This is a genomic window from Novosphingobium sp. KCTC 2891, from assembly GCF_025938155.1.
Lineage (GTDB): Bacteria > Pseudomonadota > Alphaproteobacteria > Sphingomonadales > Sphingomonadaceae > Novosphingobium.
This window is the reverse complement of the sequence record NZ_JAPCZG010000010.1, coordinates 35890-57561: the sequence shown is the minus strand read 5'-3', so window position 1 is coordinate 57561 and position 21672 is coordinate 35890. Positions and strand designations below refer to the sequence as shown.

General features: G+C 66.2%; 17 protein-coding genes. 8 read left to right on the top strand and 9 right to left on the bottom strand.

The genetic code is table 11. From position 1 onward, the window contains the following. Nucleotides 1–4: 4 nt before the first annotated feature. Nucleotides 5–1753: an N-acyl-D-amino-acid deacylase family protein gene (locus OLX02_RS16520; protein WP_264424642.1), complete on the bottom strand. Its 1749-nt coding sequence runs from the start codon at nt 1751–1753 to the stop codon at nt 5–7. 236 nt (nt 1754–1989) lie between these two features. On the opposite strand from OLX02_RS16520, the gene OLX02_RS16515 reads away from it, so the two are divergent. Next, nucleotides 1990–2169: a hypothetical protein gene (locus OLX02_RS16515; RefSeq protein ID WP_264424640.1), complete on the top strand. Its 180-nt coding sequence runs from the start codon at nt 1990–1992 to the stop codon at nt 2167–2169. Between the two features lie 63 nt (nt 2170–2232). On the opposite strand, the gene OLX02_RS16510 is transcribed toward OLX02_RS16515, so the two are convergent. Then, nucleotides 2233–3540 (bottom strand): FAD-dependent oxidoreductase, encoded by a 1308-nt coding sequence (locus tag OLX02_RS16510; RefSeq protein ID WP_264424638.1) that lies wholly within the window; start codon nt 3538–3540, stop codon nt 2233–2235. Nucleotides 3541–3626: 86 nt separating this feature from the next. Further along, nucleotides 3627–4439: an alpha/beta fold hydrolase gene (locus OLX02_RS16505; RefSeq protein ID WP_264424636.1), complete on the bottom strand. Its 813-nt coding sequence runs from the start codon at nt 4437–4439 to the stop codon at nt 3627–3629. Between the two features lie 135 nt (nt 4440–4574). Between OLX02_RS16505 and OLX02_RS16500 the strand changes: the two genes are divergently transcribed. Then, the gene (locus OLX02_RS16500; protein ID WP_264424635.1) at nt 4575–7274 is read left to right on the top strand and encodes an EAL domain-containing protein; all 2700 of its coding nucleotides are present in this window, start codon (nt 4575–4577) and stop codon (nt 7272–7274) included. Here the strand turns inward: OLX02_RS16500 and OLX02_RS16495 are convergent, their stop codons facing one another. The 4 genes from OLX02_RS16495 to OLX02_RS16480 all read right to left on the bottom strand — a co-directional run bounded on the left by OLX02_RS16495 (nt 7275) and on the right by OLX02_RS16480 (nt 10980). After that, the gene (locus OLX02_RS16495; RefSeq protein WP_264424633.1) at nt 7275–7982 is read right to left on the bottom strand and encodes a fatty acid desaturase family protein; all 708 of its coding nucleotides are present in this window, start codon (nt 7980–7982) and stop codon (nt 7275–7277) included. A gap of 83 nt (nt 7983–8065) precedes the next feature. Beyond that, nucleotides 8066–8449, bottom strand: coding sequence for a group II truncated hemoglobin (locus tag OLX02_RS16490; RefSeq protein WP_264424630.1), 384 nt, complete (start codon nt 8447–8449; stop codon nt 8066–8068). A gap of 113 nt (nt 8450–8562) precedes the next feature. Further along, on the bottom strand, nt 8563–9831 hold the full coding sequence (locus OLX02_RS16485; RefSeq protein ID WP_264424628.1) for an acyl-CoA dehydrogenase family protein: 1269 nt from the start codon (nt 9829–9831) through the stop codon (nt 8563–8565). 24 nt (nt 9832–9855) lie between these two features. Continuing rightward, nucleotides 9856–10980 (bottom strand): acyl-CoA dehydrogenase family protein, encoded by a 1125-nt coding sequence (locus tag OLX02_RS16480; protein ID WP_264424626.1) that lies wholly within the window; start codon nt 10978–10980, stop codon nt 9856–9858. Nucleotides 10981–11263: 283 nt separating this feature from the next. Between OLX02_RS16480 and lepA the strand changes: the two genes are divergently transcribed. After that, a complete protein-coding gene (gene lepA / locus OLX02_RS16475) occupies nt 11264–13081 on the top strand; it encodes a translation elongation factor 4 (protein ID WP_264424624.1) in 1818 nt (605 codons plus the stop codon). A gap of 372 nt (nt 13082–13453) precedes the next feature. Then, nucleotides 13454–14749 carry a hypothetical protein gene (locus OLX02_RS16470; protein WP_264424622.1) on the top strand — a complete coding sequence of 432 codons (1296 nt, stop codon included), beginning with the start codon at nt 13454–13456 and terminating at the stop codon, nt 14747–14749. A gap of 546 nt (nt 14750–15295) precedes the next feature. On the opposite strand, the gene OLX02_RS16465 is transcribed toward OLX02_RS16470, so the two are convergent. Beyond that, nucleotides 15296–15970 carry a hypothetical protein gene (locus tag OLX02_RS16465; protein ID WP_264424620.1) on the bottom strand — a complete coding sequence of 225 codons (675 nt, stop codon included), beginning with the start codon at nt 15968–15970 and terminating at the stop codon, nt 15296–15298. A 195-nt stretch (nt 15971–16165) separates the two neighbouring features. On the opposite strand from OLX02_RS16465, the gene OLX02_RS16460 reads away from it, so the two are divergent. From OLX02_RS16460 to OLX02_RS16445, 4 genes are all read left to right on the top strand, one after another. Next, nucleotides 16166–17914, top strand: a complete 1749-nt coding sequence (locus tag OLX02_RS16460; protein ID WP_264424618.1) for an N-acyl-D-amino-acid deacylase family protein — start codon at nt 16166–16168, stop codon at nt 17912–17914. Next, on the top strand, nt 17914–18933 hold the full coding sequence (locus OLX02_RS16455; RefSeq protein ID WP_264424616.1) for a TauD/TfdA family dioxygenase: 1020 nt from the start codon (nt 17914–17916) through the stop codon (nt 18931–18933). The genes OLX02_RS16460 and OLX02_RS16455 overlap by 1 nt, the downstream gene beginning before the upstream one ends. Nucleotides 18934–19335: 402 nt before the next feature. Beyond that, nucleotides 19336–19821 carry a flavin reductase family protein gene (locus OLX02_RS16450; protein WP_264424615.1) on the top strand — a complete coding sequence of 162 codons (486 nt, stop codon included), beginning with the start codon at nt 19336–19338 and terminating at the stop codon, nt 19819–19821. Between the two features lie 283 nt (nt 19822–20104). Further along, a complete protein-coding gene (locus tag OLX02_RS16445) occupies nt 20105–20800 on the top strand; it encodes a Crp/Fnr family transcriptional regulator (RefSeq protein WP_264424613.1) in 696 nt (231 codons plus the stop codon). 69 nt (nt 20801–20869) lie between these two features. Here the strand turns inward: OLX02_RS16445 and OLX02_RS16440 are convergent, their stop codons facing one another. Further along, entirely contained in the window at nt 20870–21652 is a 783-nt protein-coding gene (locus OLX02_RS16440) for an SDR family NAD(P)-dependent oxidoreductase (RefSeq protein ID WP_264424612.1), read from the bottom strand. Nucleotides 21653–21672: the final 20 nt, after the last annotated feature.

Genomic DNA, 21672 nt, shown 5'->3' with positions numbered 1-21672 from the left:
CCACTCATTCTGCTGCCTCCAGAGCTTCGGCGCGCTGCGGTCCACGGATCAGCCCGCCCGGCACTGCGCCCGTCCACGCGCCGTCCTGGAACGTCACTTCGCCGGACTTGATCGTGTAGAGATAGCCCTCGGCCTTCTGGAGCAGGCGCTTGCCGCCCGCCGGAAGGTCGAACGCCAGCCATGGCTTGCCCAGTTTGAGCCGTTCCATGTCGATCACGTTGATGTCAGCCAGCGCACCGGGGAGCAGCACACCGCGATCGTCGAGGCCATAAAGCCGCGCCGTGTCGTGACACTGGCGCTTTACCGCCGTCTCCAGCGAGATGCGGGCGCCGCGCTGGCGGTCGCGCACCCAGTGCTGGAGCATGAATGTGGGCGAGGCGGCGTCGCAGATCGTGCCGCAATGCGCCCCGCCGTCCGACAGCGAGTTCACGCAGTCGTCGCGCTCTTGCAAGGCTTCGAGAAAATCGAGATTGCCATCGGCATAGTTGAGGATCGGCAGGTAAATGAAGCCGGTGCCGTCCTCTGCGGTGAGCAAGTCGTAGGCATATTCGTCGGGCGAGACGCCCTTCGCCGCCGCGCGCACTGCGATGCTCGCCCCGGCCTGCGGCTCGTAGTCGAAATCGTCGTCCATTTCGAATTGCATGGTCCAGCCTTCGGCCACGGTGCGCAGCACGCCCACCACTTCGCTTTCGGGCAACACGCTCGGCTCGGCCAGAAGCTTTGCCTTGAACGCCGGGTCCTTCAGCTGCGCGAGCTGTTGTTCCCACGGCAGCAGGGCCAGTTCGGCCCAGCTCGGGCGGAACAGGAAGGGGTGGACGGTGCCACGCCATGCCATGACGATGCCGTTGCCGCGCAATGCGATCTGGGCGACGATGTTGGCCCCGTGCGCGTTGTGCCGCTCCATCTCGGCGATCTGTTCCTCCATCGGCAGGTCCTTGGCGATGGACTGGAGCATCGCGAACGTCACGGGCAGGCCGGTCTCGCGGCTCATCGCGCCCATCCACTCGAACTCGTTCCACTCGCGCTTCATGTCCGAGGCGATCTCGAACACGCCGTGGCCGACGCGGCCCATGGCGCGGCCGATCTCCACCAGTTCCTCTGCGGTGGCGGTGGTTCCGGGCACCACCTCGCCGTCGGCGGCGCGGTGCAGCACGGTGCGGCTGGTGGAAAAGCCCAGCGCCCCGGCCCGCACGCCGTCCGCCACGATCTCCGCCATCTTCGCAATGTCGTCGCTTGTGGGCACCGCGCCCGGCTTCTCGCGATCCCCCAGCACATAAGCGCGGACCGCGCCGTGGGGCACGTGCGTGCCGACATCGACGGTGCGCGGCATTGCCTCCAGCGCGTCGAGATATTCGGGGAAGGTTTCCCAGTTCCACTTCATCCCCTCGGCGAGCGCCGTGCCGGGGATGTCCTCCACGCCTTCCATCAGATTGATCAGCCATTCGTGGCGGGCGGGGGCGGCGGGCGCGAAGCCGACGCCGCAGTTGCCCATCACCACGGTGGTCACTCCGTGCCACGAGGACGGTGCCATTTCCGCGTCCCACGTTGCCTGACCGTCATAATGGGTGTGGATGTCGACCCAGCCCGGCGCCACGATCATGCCCTTGGCGTCGATCTGGTGCGCGGCATCGCCGGAAACTGTTCCGACGGCGGAAATCAGGCCGTCCTTCACCGCGACGTCGCCGGTGAAACGCGGCCGTCCGGTGCCGTCGACAATGGTGCCGTTGCGGATGATCAGGTCGTGGCTGGGCATGGTGGGCATCCTTTCCCCCGCGCGGCCGACTCGTGATTTGTGGCGGCAGCCGTCGCGTTGTTAATTACTTGATTAGGTCAGAGGGCGCGCACGCGGTCAACCGGCATCACACCTCCGAATCCGAGCAATAACCGCGCCGAAGTCGAGCAGACACAAGGTGGGGCGAGCATCTTGGCGCTTAGGAAGGCGGTGCCGGTCTGCTATCCTTGTCGCTCAATCTCTTAAGGGAAACGGCGATGGCGCTGCTGGGAAGAGTCCCCTGCCTGTTTGGCCGGCATCTGATCAATCGGCGCAAGGTGCGTGACAACGGCGCCTTGCGGATCGTGCATTGCGCGCACTGCGGCTTGGCCTTGGAAAAGGAAGAAGGCGGACACTGGCGCCGCCGCCACATCGGCCCCGCCGACGCCATGGCCTGACCACGCCGGCGCCGGATGGCGCCTGGCGTGGGCAGTGCCTCCCAAGTGAGCGGGAAGGGTGGTTCAGCCGCGCGCCCGGATCATGTCAGCCACATCGACGAACTTTTCACGCGGGGCGCCTTCGCGGGCGCGCGCCGCTTCGGCTTCCTCGATCTTCTTCCAGTCGCGGAACGTGACGACGTCCAGCCCGCGTGCGGTTGCCAGCGCGTCGAAGCCTTCGCGACCCTGCTTGCCGCCGGTGGCCGTCGCCAGGTCGCCCGCGATCTTCTCGATCACGCCGAAACCGTCGGGCCGGTTGGTGCCGATCGTGCCCGATGGCCCACGCCGCGCCCAGCCAACGCAATAGAGGCCGGGCAGGATGCGCCCTTCATCGTTGGCAAAGCGGCCCGCCCGCTCATCGAACGGCACGCCGGGGATGGGCGATGTGCGATATCCGATGCACGCGACCACAAGCGCCGCGGGGATCTCGTAGAACTCGCCGGTGCCCACCGCGCGGCCACCCTCGATCCGGGTGCGCTCCACCTCGATCGCTTCCACCTGTCCTTCGCCCAGGAAGGCGCGGGGCGAAGCGAAGAAGTCGAACTCCACATCTATGTCCGCGCCAGGGCGGGCACCTTCGGGAGCGGCGGCAAAGCTGCGCAAGTGGTTGACCGACTTGCGCAAACCGGGTTCCAGCAGCGCGTCCTCATCCACGTCGGGCAGGTCCGCCGGATCGACGCGCGGCACCGCGCGTGTCAGGTGGCCCAACTCGCCCAGTTCCTTGGGCGTCATCATGATCTGGTGCGGCCCGCGCCGCCCCAGCACCACAATGCGGCGGATGCCCGAACTGGTCAGCGAGTCTAGCGCGTGGCCCACGATGTCGCTGCCGCCGAATTCCTCACGCGTCTTGGACAGGATACGCGCCACGTCGAGCGCCACGTTGCCCATGCCGATGACCACGGCGGTGTCGCCCGAAAGATCGGGGGCCAGCCCCGCAAACTCGGGGTGGCCGTTGTACCAGCCGACGAAGGCCGCACTGCCGAACACGTTGCGAAGGTGATCGCCCGGCAGGTCCAGCGCGCGGTCGCGCGGGGCACCCGTCGCCAGCACCACCGCGTCGTAGAGGCCCATCAGTTCCTCGACAGAGACGTCCTCGCCCAGTGTCACGTTGCCCACAAACCGGACATTGTCTGAAAGAGCGGTCTGCTCGTAGCGGCGCGAGACACCCTTGATCGACTGGTGATCGGGCGCGACGCCCGTGCGGATCAGGCCATAAGGCACGGGCAACCGATCGAAGATGTCGACCCTGACCTCGTCCCCCCACTGCTTCTGTGCCGCTTCCGCGGTGTAGTATCCGGCCGGTCCCGAACCGATGATCGCGATATGCCTCATGCGCTCTCCCGCGCTTGTTGATGCGCTTTATGTGATTCTGGGGGAGATGCTAATGAACGGGGGGGAAAAGGAAAGCGCGGGTTGCTTCAGGCCGCGACGCGGCCCTCGTCAAGGAAGCCGGTCAGCTTTTCGGCGAACTCGCCCGGTTTTGACAGCATGAACAGGTGCCCGCCGCCCTCGAACATCTCGATACGGCTGCCCCGGATGGCATTGTGCAGGAAATGCGCGTTGGCGGGGGGGATCAACTGGTCCTCCTCGTCGGCCATGACCACCGTCGGCACCGACAGCAGCGGCAGGAAGGGCACACTCGTCCAGGTGGAGAACGCGGCCATCTGGCAGGCCCAGCCGAGCGGCGAGGGGGCCTTGGCCGCGTTGAGCGAGACCCGCGCGGAACCGCCGCCGTTGTAGAGCATGGCCAGGTTGCGGCGCAGCGTCTTCTCGACCGTGTATTCCCGCGGATCGGCGATCTTGCTCAGCAGGGAGAAATTGCCCGGCACCATCGCCGCGCCCGCTGCGGTGGCGGCCAGCACCAGCCCGCCCAGCCGCGCGCGGTGCTGGAACGCGAACTGCTGCGCCACCGCGCCGCCCCAGCTGATGCCCACCAGATCGATCTGATCGATATGCATCCGGTCCAGCAGCGCGGCCAGCGTCAGCGCCATGCAGGGGATGGTATAGGGAAACACCGGGTCGGGCGATCCGCCGATGCCCGGTATGTCGAAACTGATGATGCGGCGGTCGGTCACGGCGCGCGCCACCGGCTCCAGCATTTCGACGTTCATGCCGATGCCGTTAAGGATGACGAGCGGCCTGTGCGCAGGTGCGGCATCGGTGTGCCACTGGCCCACCCGCAGGCGCCGTCCGGCCACACCGATCATTGAAAAACTCGCCGTCGTTGCCACGCTTGTCCTCGTGCAGAACCCCTGTCTGCCCGCGCGCCTAGCATCTTCCGGGCACCCGCAAAAGCGTGGGGGCGCAAACGTTGATCTCGCCGGCCCTTAACCCTTTCTAAAAGCAAATCCGGCAATCGAAGAACCATGTCCGAAAAACCGGCTCTTCAGGTCGTCGAAACCCGTGATGCACCCCGTGTGGGGCGTGATTTCGCGCGCACCCAGCGTCGGCGGGAGCGCGCTCCGGCGGGCACACCGACGGAAGCGGGCGCCGCGTTCCTCTTCGGCGAGGCCGGCCACCGCCGCCTCATCGCTCCGGAATGGCCGCAGATGGTCGTGCCCATGGCGGGCGGCATTATCGGCATCCTCGTCGCCAACGCGGCCTTCACGTCGTGGACCGCGCCTGCGCTCGCGCTCGTGGCCGCGCTGCTGGTCTATGCCACCCGTTTCGCGGTGCGCGCCGAATCGACCACACCGCTTTCCACCGGCCAGCGCATGAGCCTGATGGGCACCGCCGTCGCGCTGCCGATGTTCGTTTTCGGCTGCGCTGTCGGGCTGTGGGCGCAGGGCGGGCACGTGCCGTGGCTGCAGTGCCTCGCGCTGCTGGTAACCATATCCCTGCTGGCCACGGTCACCCAGTCGGGCCGTCTGGCCGGCGTGCTCGCGGCGCAAGTCGCGCTGTGGTCGGGCGTAAGCTGCGTGGTCAGCACGGTCGGCGGCGCGCTGTCGCTGTTGATCGGATCGGTCATCGCCGCCGCCGCCTTCCTCCGCCAGCGCGAGATCGACCTGAAAGCGTGCGAAAAGGTGCAGGAAGACGTCCGCGTCCAGACCCGCGCGCAGGAAATCCTCGCCGACTACGAAGAGACCGGGCAGGGCTGGTTCTGGGAAACCGACCGCCGCGGCCTCATCACCTATCTGTCCACCCCGGTCGCCGAAGCGCTGGGTCGCGAGGTCGAGGAAATGCTCGGCCGCCCCTTCGCCGAACTGTTCAACCTTGCCGAGCAATCGGGCGAGGGCGAGCGTACGCTCGCGTTCCACCTCTCCGCACGGTCCAGCTTTTCCGAACTGGCGGTGCGCGCCGCCACGCACGAGGAAGAGCGCTGGTGGTCGGTCACCGGCCGCCCGACGTATGACACGTTCAACAATTTCCAGGGCTTCCGCGGCTCGGGCACGGACCTGACCGAGAAGCGTCGCTCGCAGGAGCACGCCAGCCGGCTGGCCCATTTCGATTCGCTCACCGGGCTCTCCAACCGCTTCCGCATGTCGCAGTCGCTGGAGAAGATCCTCAACGCGCCGCAGCTCACGCACCGTGCCTGCGCGGTTCTCCTGCTCGATCTCGACCGCTTCAAGCAGGTCAACGATACGCTGGGACATCCTGCCGGCGATGCTCTGCTCAAGCAGGTGGCGCAGCGGCTGGAGCGCGTGGTGGGCAAGGTCGGCCGCGTCGGCCGGCTTGGCGGCGACGAATTCCAGGTGCTGCTTCCCGGCAAGATCGAGCGCGAAGCGCTCGGCCAGCTGGCCGGCCAGGTCATCGAGAGCCTGTCGCAGCCCTATTCGATCGAGGGCAGCCGCGTGATGATCGGCGCATCGGTGGGCATCGCGCTCGCACCCGACGATGGCGTGACCAGCGAAGCGCTGATCCGCAACGCCGACCTCGCGCTCTATGCGGCCAAGGACGGCGGACGCGGCCGCTTCCACTTCTACGCGCCCGACCTCCACAGCGATGCGGAAGAACGCCGCCAGCTTGAGGAAGAGCTGCGCGATGCCGTCGCCAACGGGGGGCTGGAACTGTATTACCAGCCGGTGGTGCAGACCGCGACCGAGAAGATCACCGGGTTCGAGGCGTTGCTGCGCTGGCACCACCCCGAGCAGGGCTTCATCTCGCCCACCAAGTTCATTCCCATCGCCGAGGATGCAGGCCTGATCGCCACGATCGGCGAATGGGCGCTGCGCACCGCGTGCCAGGATCTCGCCAAGTGGCCGAGCAACGTGCGCGTGGCGGTGAACGTCTCGCCGCTGCAGTTCTCGAACCCGTCGCTTCCGTTGATCGTCACCAATGCGCTGGCCCACGCGCAGGTCGATCCGCAGCGGCTGGAACTGGAAATCACCGAGAGCGTGTTCCTCAACGACGATTCCGACACCGAGGCCATGTTCCGTTCGCTGAAGTCGGTCGGCGTGCGGCTCGCGCTCGACGATTTCGGCACGGGCTACTCGTCGCTCGGCTATCTGAAGAAGGCGCCGTTCGACAAGATCAAGATCGACCAGTCGTTCGTGCGCGGCGCGACCCAGCCGGGCAGCCGCAACGGCGCGATCATCGCCTCGATCGTCAGCCTTGCCGAAGCGCTGGGCATGGAAACCACCGCCGAAGGCGTCGAGACGCTCGACGAGCTCGATCTGGTGCGGATGCTCGGGTGCAGCCACGTCCAGGGCTATATCTACGAACGCCCGCTGTCGGCGCAGGCTGCCGGCGCACGCCTTTCGACCGGGCTGGTGGCGATTGCGCAAGGCCCGCGCTCGGCCCGCGCCAGCCGTCAGTCGATGCTGCGCAAGGTCGTGCTCGACCATGCCGGTCACCGATACCACGGCACCATCCGTAACATCAGCCGCACCGGCGCGCTGATCGAAGGGCTTTGGAACGTGCCGCCGGGCACGATCTTCCGGGTGCTGCTGTCGGAAAGCTATCCGGTCACCGCCACCTGCCGCTGGTCGAACGACGACCGGCTCGGCGTCGAATTCTCGATGCCGCTGGAACTCGACGAGGAAGGCCGCATCGCCGCGGTCGCAGTGCGGCCGCTGATGGCGGTGGTCCACCCTGAACCGCCGGTTGCCCAGCGCAAGGTCAGCTGATCAGGAGCGCGGCTCCAGCCCCGCATCGGCCAGTCGGCCGCGCGCCCGCAGCGCCAGGAACAGCCGGTTGACGACCGGGTTGGACCACCCGCAGTTGGTCGCGAAATCCCGCTTCAGCGTATCGTGGTGCACCTGGTGCGCCGCCGGCGTCATCAGCAGTCCCGCCCGGCGCAGAGCACGGATCACCCACGGATTCTCGCGCCGGTGCAGCGTGCCGTGGAAGTATTGTGCGAAGCCGCCACCCAGCAGCAGCGCGGCATAGCCCGCCATGATCCAGCCCGGCACCGGCCACAGCCATACCGCGACGTTGCCCGCCAGCGACAATGGCAGCGCACCCGCGATCACGGTGGAGCCGATCAGCCGCCACACGGAGCGCCGCCCCAGTGCATCGGGCCGCGGGTGGTGGTTCTTGAAATCATACGAAATGCGCTCGAAGGCATTGATCCCCTGCATCTTCTCCCGGAACAGCGCCTGGTATTCGGGCGATCCGCGCTTGCCGGGATAGAAGAACAGCTGGTCCAGCCCCTTGCCTGGCGGGCAGGGGCGATAGTCCATCATCATGTGAATCAGGCCCGACAGCAGGTCCGCGACATACCATCCCGCCAGCGCGGCCGGGATCGCCCACAGCTGCGGATCGCGCACGGCGCCCCACAGGTTCACCCCCACAGACAGCAGGAACACCGCGAGCACCAGTCGCTGCCAGATCATCGCTTGCCCCGATCCTTGTGCATTCGGCGATCCTTAGGCCCGGCGCGCCGCCGGTTCAACGCGCGAAGCGGCCGGTTCCGGCGCTACCCGTCCTTGTTCGCCATGTGCCACGCCAGCGACACCACGCGTTCCATCACCTGATCGGCCACCGGCGAGGGCGGCACGATCTCGTCCCACGCCTGCCGGAAGCACAGCAGCCAGCCTTCGATCTCCGGGCTACCGATCTCGGCGACAAAATGGCGCATCCGCAGGCGGGGGTGGCCATACTGGTCCGTGTAGAGCGGCGGGCCGCCGAGCCAGCCGGTCAGGTATTCGAACAGCTTTTCCTCCGCGCGCGCCAGCGACGGTGGATGCGCCGCGCGCACAGCCTTCGCTTCGGGCAGCGTGTCCATCAATGCATAGAACCGGGCACAAAGCGCGCGCACCGCCGGCTCGCCGCCAAACAGCTCGTAGGGAGTTTCGGTCATGGCCGCGCCTTGCACCGGGCACGGCCGCTCCGGCAAGCCCGCTCATCCGCAACCCTGACGCAAAAGGGGCGCCACAAGGGCGCCCCTTCCGAACTCGCTTGCGCTCAGTGCGGTCAGCCGGCGGCGACCTTCTTGCGTCCGCTGGTCGGGATGTCCTTGAACGCCACATCCTTGTCGACGCGGATATCACCGGGCAGGCCAAGCACGCGCTCGCCGATGATGTTGCGCAGGATCTCGTCCGAGCCGCCCTCGATACGGGTGGCGGGCGAGCGCATCAGGATCGCCTGGAAGCGGCCGTCATGCGGGCCGTCCTTTTCCCAGATCACCCCCGACTGGCCCTGCAGGTCGAGCGCGAACATCGCGAGGTCCTGCATCGTTGCGCCGGCGACCAGCTTGCCGATCGAGTTCTCCGGCCCCGGCGTTTCGCCCTTCGACAGCGCGGTGATGGCGCGCATCCCGGTGTACTTCAGGCCCATCTCGCGCACAGCGAACTGCGCCAGCTTGGAGCGGACATTGGCGTCCTCGACGGCCGGCTTGCCGTCGATCTCCACGTCCATGCACAGCGACAGCAGCGACGGGAAGCCGGTCGACATGCCCGAGCCGATCGACAGGCGCTCGTTCATCAGCGTGGTGAGCGAGACTTCCCAGCCCTGACCCACCGCGCCAAGGCGCTGCGCGTCGGGAATGCGGACGTCGGTGAAGTAGACTTCGTTGAAAGAAGACTGACCGTTCGCCTGCTTGATCGGACGCACTTCTACGCCTGGGGTGTGCATCGAAAGGTAGAACATGGTCAGGCCCTTGTGCTTGGGCACATCGGGGTCGGTGCGGGCAATCAGCAGGCCCCAGTCGGAGTTCTGCGCGCCGCTGGTCCAGATCTTCTGGCCGTTGATGATCCAGTCGCCCGAACCGTCATCGGCCTTCACCGCGCGGGTGCGCAGGCCGGCAAGGTCCGATCCGCTGGCGGGTTCGGAGAACAGCTGGCACCATACTTCCTCGCCAGAAGAAAGCGGCGGCAGCAGGCGGCGCTTGGCCCCCTCGTCGGCCCAGGCCATCACCGTCGGGCCGCACATGCCCTGTCCGATGGTGAACAGGCCGCCGAGCGCGCGGTAGAGCCCTTCTTCCTGGTTCCAGATCACGCGTTCCATCGGCGTGCGGTTGCCGCCGCCGTATTCCTTCGGCCAGTGCAGGCATGCCCAGCCGGCTTCGGCCTTCTTCTTCTGCCATGATTTGCAGGCCTGGATCGGGTCTTCGCTGGTGATGCCGATGTCGCCGAAATTGGCGCGCTTCAGCTGGTCTTCCAGATGCTTGGGGGCATTGGCTTCGATCCACGCGCGCACTTCACTGCGGAACGCGGCTTCTTCTGGGGTATCTTCGAAGTCCATGATGGTTCTCCGTAAATCTTGGGATCAGGCCGCAGCGGCGGCGTTGCCGGCGGTCATGCGCTCGACCAGCAGGTCTTCCCAGGTCGAAACCGACCCGAGCGCGAGTGCGAGTGCGTTGGCGCGGCGATAGAACAGGTGGCAGTCGTACTCGAACGTGAAGCCCATGCCGCCGTGCACCTGGATGTTGTTCTTGGCGCAGTGCTGGAAGGCCTGCGTGGCCGAGACGCGAGCCGTGGCGGCGGCGACGGGCAGCTCCGATGCGCCCGAGGCGAGTGCCCACGCGCCGTAATAGCAGTTCGAACGGGCGAGCGTGGCCGAGACATACATATCGGCCAGCATGTGCTTGATCGCCTGGAACGAGCCGATCTGCCGGCCGAAGGCCATGCGCTCCAGCGCATAGTCGCGCGCCATTTCCAGCGCGCGGTCGGCACCGCCCAGCTGTTCGTAGGCGATCAGGATCGCGGCGCGGTCCATGACCTGCGTGGCGATGTGCCAGCCATCGCCTTCGCCGCCCAGAAGCTCTGCCGGGGCGCCAGAGAAGGTGAGGCGGGCCTGGCCTCGGCTGGGGTCGATGGAGTTGAGCGTCGTGCGCTCCACGCCGGGACCGCTGAGGTCGACGAGGTAGAGCGAGACTGCGCCGCTTTCCGACTTCGCCGCGACGACAGCGACATCGGCGCAATCACCGTCTGCCACCGGAACCTTGGTGCCGGTCAGCTTGCCGCCGGAAACGGTGGCCTTGATCTTCTCCGGCGCCATGCGGCCTTCGCCTTCCACCAGCGCGAAGGCGCCGATGGCCTCGCCGGCGGCCAGCTTGGGCAGCCACGCCTGCTTCTGCGCCTGCGATCCGGCCTGCAGCAGGAACTCGGCGACAAGGTAGATGCTCGATGCCACCGGCACCGGCGCGATCACGCGGCCCAGTTCCTCTGCCACCACGCACAGGTCGAGGTGCGACAGGCCGACGCCGCCGAATTCCTCGGGGATCGCCGCGCCGAGCACGCCCAGATCGGCAAGGCCTTGGTACAGTTCCTTGTCGTAGGAGGCATCGCTGGTCAGCACGCCGCGCATCCGCGCCGCGCCGCCCCGGTCCTCAAGGAACCGCCGCACCTGTTCCTTGAGCGCTTTCTGCTCGTCGGAGAAATCCAGATTCATCCACCACTCCCATGGGTCGTCGTTTTCGGCGCACCCGGATTCGGCCGCCGTTGTCCCAAGGCTGCGATGTTTCGGTTAATTGATCAATTAAAAAATGTGCGACGCATTTTCCTGCACCGCGCCGAACTGTTGGGGCGTCGCCGTTCGTTGATGTCGCGGGCGGGGGATTTGGGCGCGTAATTCGGGGGCTGGCGCTTTCGGCTGAGGAGAGTGTGCGCTGTGTCAAGCTGCGGGCTGCAAGGGGTGGATGACAGTTTGCGCGGTCGCTGCTAACGGCGCTGGCATGACTGACCTTTCGCAGATCCGCAATTTTTCGATTATCGCGCATATCGACCATGGCAAGTCGACGCTGGCTGACCGGCTGATCCAGTTCACCGGGGGGCTGACCGACCGCGAGATGAGCGCGCAAGTCCTTGATAACATGGATATCGAGAAAGAGCGCGGGATCACCATCAAGGCGCAGACCGTCCGCCTGAACTACAAGGCCAAGGACGGGCTGACCTATGAGCTGAACCTGATGGACACGCCGGGCCACGTCGACTTCGCCTATGAAGTCAGCCGCAGCCTGGCCGCGTGCGAGGGCGCGCTGCTGGTGGTGGACGCGGCGCAGGGCGTGGAAGCGCAGACGCTGGCGAACGTGTACCAGTCGATCGAGCACGACCACGAGATCGTGCCGGTGATCAACAAGATCGACCTGCCCGCGGCCGAGCCGGAGAAGGTCAAGGCCGAGATCGAGGAAGTGATCGGCCTGGACGCGAGCCAGGCGGTGCTGACCAGCGCCAAGAGCGGCATCGGCATCGAGGACGTGCTCGACGCAGTCGTCGCGCGCATCCCGCCGCCCAAGGGCGACCGCGACGCGCCGCTGAAGGCCATGCTGGTCGACAGCTGGTACGACCCCTACCTGGGCGTGGTGATCCTTGTCCGCGTGGTGGACGGGGTGATCAAGAAGGGCCTGAACGTGAAGTTCATGCAGGGCGGCACCGAACACCTGATCGACCGGGTGGGCTGCTTCACGCCCAAGCGCGAGGAACTGCCCGAACTGGGGCCGGGCGAGATCGGCTTCATCACCGCGCAGATCAAGGAAGTGGAACAGGCCAAGGTCGGCGACACGATCACCACGGTGAAGGGCGGCGCGACGCAGGCCCTGCCGGGGTACAAGGAAGTGCAACCGGTGGTGTTCTGCGGGCTGTTCCCGGTGGACGCGGCGGACTTCGAGAAGCTGCGCGAAAGCATCGGCAAGCTGCGCCTGAACGACGCCAGCTTCAGCTTCGAGATGGAAAGCAGCGCCGCGCTGGGCTTCGGCTTCCGCGCCGGTTTCCTGGGGCTGCTGCACCTGGAAATCATCCAGGAGCGGCTGACGCGCGAATACGACCTGGACCTGATCACCACCGCGCCGTCGGTGGTCTATCGCATCCAGCTGCGCAAATCGAAGACCGACGACGCGCGCGAGATCCTGCTGCACAACCCGGCCGACTATCCCGATCCCAGCCGGATCGAGCAGATCGACGAGCCGTGGATCAAGGCGACGATCTATACCCCCGACGAATACCTGGGCAGCATCCTGAAGCTGTGCCAGGACCGGCGCGGCATCCAGACCGGCCTGACTTACGTGGGCGGGCGCGCGCAGGTGAATTACGAACTGCCGCTCAACGAAGTGGTGTTCGACTTCTATGACCGGCTGAAGTCGATCAGCCGCGGCTATGCCAGCTTCGACTACGAGCAGATCGGCCTGCGCGAGGGCGATCTTGTGAAGATGAGCATCCTTGTCAACAACGAGCCGGTCGACGCGCTGAGCATGATCGTGCACCGGGGCGTGGCCGAGGAACGCGGCCGCCACATGTGCGAGCGGCTGAAGGACCTGATCCCGCGCCACCTGTTCAAGATCCCGATCCAGGCGGCCATCGGCGGCAAGGTGATCGCGCGCGAGACGATCGCCGCGATGCGCAAGGACGTGACCGCCAAGTGTTATGGCGGCGACATCACCCGCAAGAAGAAGCTTCTGGAAAAGCAGAAGAAGGGCAAGGCCAAGATGCGGGAATACGGCAACGTGCAAATCCCGCAGGAAGCCTTCATCGCCGCACTGCGGATGGGCGAGGAGTGAAGGCGCCCAAGCGACGTTTGCGCAGCAAACGGTAGCCTGGAAGCCGGTGCGCCATGCCATGGCGCATCACCCGACCCGGCCGACCTCGCCGCGCCAGCAGCGAGGATCGACGGCGTGGGCCAGCGGAGCATTTGCCGTCAGGCGAATGCGGAGCCGGGCCATGACGGCGAAGGCTGCGCGCGACGACTGGGTGAACCGCCGCAAAAGCCGACGTCGGGCCGATCGTTCGTCCGCTTCGGAACCTGACATCCGCTCGCAATTGCCCGAATTTAGCCAAGCCAGACCCCGCCGGTTTGACGCTGGAGGTGCGGTTCCCTATTTCGGGGCTGATAGTCCGGGCGCCAGAGTTTGCCGCAACAATAGGGATTGCCGGTGTTACACAAAAATCCGCAAACGTGGGCTCGGGTAACTCGTTTCGATCTGATCCATTTGAGCAATCAAATTGGTAATGCGGCGATGGCTACATTGAAGCACTGGCCGCAGACTGGTGAAGGGCGACAAGTTAAGGCGTTGACCGAGCAGATCACGCGGCTGATGGACAGCACGTTTGACCGGCGAGATATACATCACACGTTTGACAACCTCGAACACGCCATCGAGCTATTCAAACAGGTGCGGGATAATACCTTTTTCGAGGGGTTTATCTCGCAAGTTCGATATAAGGATCGGCACGGGCGCGAAGAGATATTCTCCAATGCGCTGGACTCCACGATCAACAAGTCGCGCAACTACATCGCGGCCAATCGCCCTCCGAAGGTTGCACCCTCGCGGGCTTCGGAAACGGTGCAATCCTTCGGTTCGGCATCTCTTCCGGCGACGAATGATGATCCGTGGCAGCGGCTCGACGAGATTACGCCCGCGCAGCAAAGCGGGCCACTTCAATTCGAGTTCCGCTCGGGCGTCCTCTACGTCAAACCTCAGACATCGCAGGCTCGACAGCTAGACCTCGACAGCATCTTGAAAGCCAGGGCTTCGTTAGGCCGTGATGCAAGTGAACTTGTCGCCACGTTGCAGGAAACTAATGTGGATCGACGCCTTATCGAAGTTGTTTCCGAGGTCGAACAAGTGATCACTTCGGGGGCTGATGTCATTCGACTGGGCCTGATAAACTTCACCTGCGAACAACTCTTTTCGAAGTTCGCTGATCAGTTGCCGGACGTTGCAGCCGCGCGGTTCCTCGGGTTCAGTACGGGCATCGGTTTGTACGTCGGACAGTTTCCGGAATGGCATCGTTTCATCGAGAACGCGGCTAGCGCCAATTTCGAGAAGTCCGATATGGAAGTTGCGTATGACGTCGGGAGATCGCTTTTGCCCGCATTGCGCGATGCCAAAGGGCTGGTCGATCCTGAGGTTCCGAAATCTATCGAGCTGATCCTAGAGGCACTTAGGAATCCGAAACTGTCTGCGAAGCGCGTTCTGTATGGAGCGGTGAAGACCCTAGAGAACCTGCTGGCAACCGTGTTCAAGGAAGTCTCCGGCCTGCTGCGAGCAACGTCGGATGGCGTGCAGGGAGGCATTAAGAAGGCAGCGACTGCCCTCGTAGCGACCGGCCTGCTGTATGCAGCTGCACACACCGCTGTTCAGCTATCTCCCACAGCCGAACGGGTCGCGAATGCAAATTGGCTAAAAATGGCAGGCGACATTGTGAAAAGCGCCCTGAGCGAATGAGCTTCACGGAGACGCCCCACCTTCCGCCGGGCTTTTCTTGTCTTTGATTGCCGATCCTACCAAGCCACGATCTTCATGACTTTCACCACTTTGGTCGGCTGATCCGACCGGGGATGTGCATCCAGGTCTTCAAGGCCAGATTGGCATCGACGAAAGGGTGGTTCCACAGCAGCTGTACCCAGCTTCGCGCCGAAGTTACCCTTCTCTGACGCCGCATTGACCGCAGGGCTCCTCGACGTGATGCTCGCTTCCTCGCTGACGGGCCCTGAACGAAGGTCGGCTTCAACTAGTTACCTTGGGCTTCCGGACAGTCCTCTTCGTCCGCCGTAAACGTCAGCCTGCGCGGCTGGCAGGAAACTCGCTCTCGGATCAAGTCCGGATTGACGCTGTAGTGGCGGGACCGCGCGCATCGGTCACTTCCTGCCGCTGCGCCTAGGCTGTGCGCCATTCCCACCCCATACCCCGCACCATCGCCGGAAGACGTCATGGGAGCGCGAGGGGCTGTGCCCCTCGCACCTTTCCTTCCCTTCAAACCAACCGGAGTCCTCAGCCCTCCGCCGCCGGGTCGGGCGCGGGCAGGGCGGGGCGACTGTCCTCCTCCTCCTCCGCGGCCTTTTGCGCTTTTTGCGCTTCGAGGCGGGCGCGGAAGGCGGCGAGTTTGCGGTCTATGCCGGCGCGGATTTCGGCGGGGTCGGTGAAGCGCATCTCGGCTTCCCATTCGGCGCGCCATTGCTTCTTGAGGCGGGCGAGTTCGGCCTTGGTGACGGCATCGTGGCGGCCGTCTGCGCGGAAGCGTTTGCCGGCGCGATTGCGCAGGAGGAACATCAGCAGGCGATCGTTGTAGATGCGCCGCGCGCCGACGACGGCGCCGTAGTGATAGACGGGCACTTCGACGCCGTGGAGCGCGCGTTCCATGGCCACATCCTCCAGCCGCTGCACGCCGAGGGCGAGGGCGGCTTCCCAGGCCTTGCGGAATTCTTCGGCCTGGGGGTGGCGGCGCAGGAGGTAGGCGCCTTCGGGAGTCATGTTCACGGCGTGAGCGGCGCGCTTGACGCTGCCGGTATCGGCCAGCGCCTCGATGAAGCCGCGCTGGCGGTCTGGCGTCCAGCCATCGTGGCGCTCGCACTGGCGGGGGACGGGGGTGAACGCGGGGAGGGTGCCCCTGGCGCGGCGGGGGGCGCGCTTGCCGGTGGCTTTCGGGGGGCGGGACTTGTCGATCATGGGGGCGCCTTTCGGGGGAAAAGGGCGCGCGGCATGGCATGGAACGGGGTTTGTAGGACAGAACGAAATGAGAACCCGGGCGCGGGGGGGCGCCGGGGCCTTTGGCGGGGCGACGGGCGGATCGTCTCGACTCGCTTGACCTGCGGCGCGAACGGGTTTCTTGTTTGACCAACTAAAAGCAAATGGGAGAGAGCGATGGCCGCGCAGTTCGATTGCGTGATCCGGGGCGGGACGCTGGCGGATGGAACGGGTGCACCGCTGCGCGAGGCGGACGTGGGCATCGCCGGCGGCAGAATTGCGGCGGTGGGCACGGGGCTGGGCGCGGGCGCGGAGGAGATCGACGCGCGCGGGCTGCTGGTGACGCCGGGCTTCGTGGACATCCACACCCATTATGACGGGCAGGCGACGTGGGACAGCCGGCTCCAGCCTTCGAGCTGGCACGGCGTGACGACCGCGGTGATGGGCAATTGCGGCGTGGGCTTCGCGCCGGTGAAAGTGCAGGACCGCGACCGCCTGATCGAGCTGATGGAAGGGGTGGAGGACATCCCCGGCACCGCGCTGCACGAAGGGCTTTCGTGGAACTGGGAGAGCTTTGGCGGCTATCTCGATGCGCTGGAGGCGCGGCCGCGCGACATGGACCTGTGCGCGCAGATCCCGCACGGATCGCTGCGGCTTTACGTGATGGGCGAGCGCGGCGCGCGGCTGGAGCCGGCGACCGACGAGGATATCGCGCAGATGCGGCGGCTGGCGGCGGAAGCGGTGCGCGCGGGGGCGATCGGGTTCTCCACTTCGCGCACGCTCAACCACCGCACAGTGAAGGGCGATCCCACGCCTTCGCTGCGCGCGAGCGAGGCGGAGCTGATGGCGATCGCCATGGGGCTGGCCGATGCGGGCGCGGGGGTGCTGGAGCTGATCTCGGACTTCGACACGCCCGATCCGGTGAGCGAGTTCGAGATGGTGAAGCGGATCGTGCGCGCGAGCGGGCGGCCGCTGACGCTGTCGCTGGGGCAGCGGCACAGCGATCCCGATGGATGGCGCGCGCTGCTCGCCATGATCGATGACGCCAATGCCGAGGCGCTGGACATTTCGGCGCAGGTGGCGCCGCGCGCCATCGGGATGCTGCTGGGCCTGCAGGCGAGCGCCTGTCCGTTCAGCCACCTGCCGGCGTGGAAGGCGATTGCCGGGCTGCCCTTTGCCGAGCGGCTGGCGGCGGCGCGCGATCCGCAGGTGCGCGCGGCGGTGCTGGCCGAGGCAGACGCGATCCCGGCGCAGGGGCCGGCGCGGCTCACCACCAATTACCGGATGATGTTCCCGCTCGGCAGCCCGCCGAACTATGAGCCGGACGAGCAGGATTCGCTGTTCCACCGCGCGGGGCGGGCAGGGATCAGCCCGCACGAGCTGGCCTATGACCTGATGGTGGCGGGCGACGGGACGGAGTTCTTCCTCACCCCGTTCTCGAACTATGGCCGCTTCAACCTGGACGATTGCGGCGACATGATCGCGGGCGAGAACACGCTGATGGGGCTGGGCGACGGTGGCGCGCACGTGGGGCTGATCAGCGACGGATCGTACCCCACTTACCTGCTGTCGCACTGGGGGCGCGACCGCAAGGCGCGGCGCTTCGACGTGGAATGGCTGGTGAAGCGGCAGAGCGCGGACAATGCGCGCGCGATGGGGCTGCTGGACCGGGGCGTGATCGCGCCGGGGATGCGCGCGGACATCAACGTGATCGACTTTGCCAAGCTGCGCTGCGAGCGGCCCGAGATGCATTACGACCTGCCCGGCGGCGGCAAGCGGCTGCTCCAGCGTGCGAGCGGCTACGTGGCGACGATGGTGGCGGGCGAGGTGACCTATCGCAACGGCGAGCCGACGGCGGCGCTGCCGGGCCGGCTGGTGCGCGGGCACCGCGCGGCGCCGGCGGAGGTGCTGGCGGAGGCGGTGTGATGCAGCCGCAGCCGCTCGACACGCACGTGAACTGGCGCGCGGCCGACGTCGCCGATCCGGAGGCGTGGACCGTCCGCCTGACGCAGCAGGATCACGACGAACTGGACGCGGCGCTGCGCCATGCCCGGCGCAAGTCGCGCAACCTGATGGAGATCGGGCGCGACGACTTTCCGCTGGAGGGGCTGGCGCGCAAGATCGGGGGCATCGAGCGCGAACTGATCGCGGGGCGCGGTTTCGTGCGGATCAGCGCGCTCGACACCACGCGCTACGACGACGAGGAACTGACGATGCTCTATTGGGGCATCGGCACGCACCTTGGCCATCCGTGGCCGCAGAACAAGCATGGCCACGTGATGGGCGACGTGACCGACCAGGGGCGGCGGATCGACGATCCGACCACGCGCGGCAACGAACTGGGGCGTATCGCGCTGTCCTGGCACACCGACGGGTCGGATCTCGTCGGGCTGATGTGCCTGCGCCCGGCGCTGAGCGGCGGGCTTTCGTGCGTGGCCAACGTGGTGGCGATCTACAACGAGCTGGTGGCAACGCGGCCCGATCTGGTTGCGGCGCTTTACGACGACCTGCCGTGGGATTTCCGGGGCGAGGAAGCGCCGGGCACGCAGCCGTGGTATATGCGGCCGGTGTTCACCGCGCACGCCGGGCGGCTGTTCTGCCGCTATGTGCCGCACTACATCATGACCTCGCAGCGCCATGAAGGTGCGCCGCGCCTGTCACCGCTGGTGGTCGAAGCGCTCGACACGGTGATGGAGATGGCGAACCGGCCCGAATTCCACGTGGCGATGGAACTGGCGCCGGGCGAGATGCAGTTCATCAACAACTACCACGTGCTGCACGGCCGCACCGCGTACGAGGACGATATCGACAACGGGGTGAAGCGGCACCTCAAGCGGCTGTGGCTTTCGACCCGCACACTGACCGACCGGCCGCGCGGGTTCGAGGCGCGGGTCCATGCCCACTGGGAACAGAACCGTTCGGTGAGCGCCATCGCCGCGCTGTAGGGGAGGCCCTGCCGCATTCTCGTCATTCCTGCGTGCGCGGAAGTGCCGGAGGTGCGTTGTGGATGAGGGGGCATCGGGTGACGGGGCATCGGGTGACGGTGCATCGCGTGACGGGGCATCGGGTGACGGGGCCGGTGTCAGCCTGAACCGGCAAGAGCCTTCAAGCCCCTTTGATGTCGCTGACGGTCCCCGACCTATGCGTCGCAACCGCGCTCCGGTGAGATTTTCTCAATGTCCGCACGGCCATTCCGCAGCTAGGCGCCGGGCGCCCTCCTTCCATATCGGGAAAAAGGGCGCGCCGGTGCCTTGCGCGCGATGCACCGGCGGCGGCAGAGGGTGTTGCCGCGGGCGCTCGAATCGTCGAAGGGCGGCATCCCGCTGAGTTGGAAGGCAAAGGAAGGCATGATCGATCCGCAACAGTTCCGCGCCGTGCTGGGCTGCTACCCCACGGGCGTGAGCGTGATCACCGCTGCGGATGCCGATGGCACGCGGCACGGCCTTGTCGTCGGCTCGTTCACGTCGATCTCGCTCGATCCGCCGCTGGTGGGCTTCTTTCCCGACAAGCGATCGGGAACCTGGCCCCGGATCCAGGCGACGGGCCGGTTCTGCGTCAACGTGCTCGGCGCGGACCAGCTTGAACTGTGCCAGCGTTTCGCGGCGCGCGGCGACGACAAGTTTGCGCAACTGGCGCACGGCCAGACGCCGTCGGGCCAGCCGCTGTTCGACGACGCGGTGGCGTGGATCGACTGCGCGATCGAGCGCGTGGTCGAAGTGGGCGATCACTTCCTGGTGGTGGGGGCGGTGGAATCGCTCGGCAGCAAGGCGCACGGTACCCCGCTGATGTTCTTCCGCGGCCAGTATCACGACCTGACCTGCCTCGCGGACTGAAACCAGCCGCCTAAAAAGCGGGTAGGCCGGGCAAAACGAGCCGTTTGCACCATACTGGTGCAATTTTTCCGGGTCCGCGAAACCGATTTGACCTTGGTCAAGGCTGAACGCCGCCAGTTGGGCGAAAGAGGTCTTGTCGAAGGGAAGTCTGACGGCCTGTCATCTTCCCTTCGCCGATTTCTCCCCAACTCGGGCGGTCATTCGCATGGCCGCCCGATTTTTTGCCTGAAATCAGGACGGGATACGATTGTTACCGCGTTCCGTTTTTGGTAGGCGATTTCTCATGTCCTCCTGCGATACCTGCGTCGTCCGTAATAGGGCCATCTGTGCCGGCCTGGATAATCAGGAAATAGCGGCCCTGAACGTGATGGGGCGCCGCCGTGCGGTGGCCGCGGGCGAGCCGCTGATCTGGGAAGATGACGATTCGCTGCTGGTCGCCAACGTGATCGACGGCGTGCTCAAGCTGGTCACTTCCACCGAGGACGGGCGCGAGCAGATCGTCGGCGTGGCCTATCCTTCCGATTTCATCGGTCGCCCTTTCGGCCAGACCAGCCGCGCCAGCGTGGTCGCGCTGACCGACGCGCGCGTCTGCGTGTTCGCGCGCAACGATTTCGACCGCTTCGCGCGCGAGCATCCCGAGCTGGAGCACAAGCTGCTGGAACGCACGCTGGCCGAACTGGACCGCACGCGTTCGTGGATGATGCTGCTGGGCCGCAAGACTGCGCCCGAGAAGATCGCCACCTTCCTGCTCGAAATGTCCGAGCGCCTCGACGACACCGGCTGCACGCCCAAGGTCGGCGCGGCGCGCCGGTTCTCTCTGCCGTTCTCGCGCCAGCAGGTGGCGGACGTGCTCGGCCTGACGATCGAGACGGTCAGCCGCCAGTTCACCAAGCTGAAGAACGACGGCGTGATCGAACTGCCTTCGCGCCGCGAGGTCGAGATCATCGACCGGGGCGCGCTGGTTTCCATCGCAGGCTGAAACGGCCCAAGTTGAAACGGCCGATGCCGGTTCCCCTCCCGAGGCGGGAGGGGCCGGGTTTTCATGACATCAGGTGTTGGCGTTGCCGCCATCGACATGCAGCGCGGCCGCGTGGCTGTAGCGCGCTGCGCGCGAAGCGAGGAACACCACCCCGTCCGCAACTTCGTCGGGCTTGACCAGACGGCCCATCGGGTGACCCTTGAGCATGGCGGCGTAGAGATCGTCGGCGGTGCTGCCGGTCAACTGCACGTAGCGTTCCACGATCGCGCCGAGCATGTCGGATTCGACCGCGCCGGGGTGCACCGAGTTGACGCGAATGGGGAAGCCGAGCGCCGAGAATTCCACCGCGGTCGCCCGCGTGAACATCCGCACGGCAGCCTTGGTGGCGCAGTAGCAGGCGTTGAATGCGGCCGGCTTGTCCGCCGCGCCCGATGCGATGTTGATGATGGCCGCGCCGCCTTCGCGCAGCGCACCGCTCTTCGCCATCAACTCGGAGGCGGCCTGCGTGCCGAGGAATACACCGGCCACGTTGATGTCGAACGCGCGGCGGAATTGCGACAGCGGCATGGCGTCGATGCGGTCGGTGGGCGCCACGCCGGCATTGTTGACGAGAATGTCCAGTCGGCCGTGCCTGGTCTCGATCCCGGCGATCACGCGCGCCCAGTCGTCCTCGCTGGTGACGTCGAGCGCGCGCCATTCCAGCCCATCGTCGGTGGCGGCGGCTTCATCGACGCCCACATCGCTGGCGATCACGTGGACGCCCTCGCGCTTGAGTGCCGCGCAAGTGGCCACGCCGATGTTGCCGCGCGCGCCGGTTACCAGCGCGACCGTGCCTTCCAGTCCCAGTTCCATCAGTTCATCTCTCCATTTGA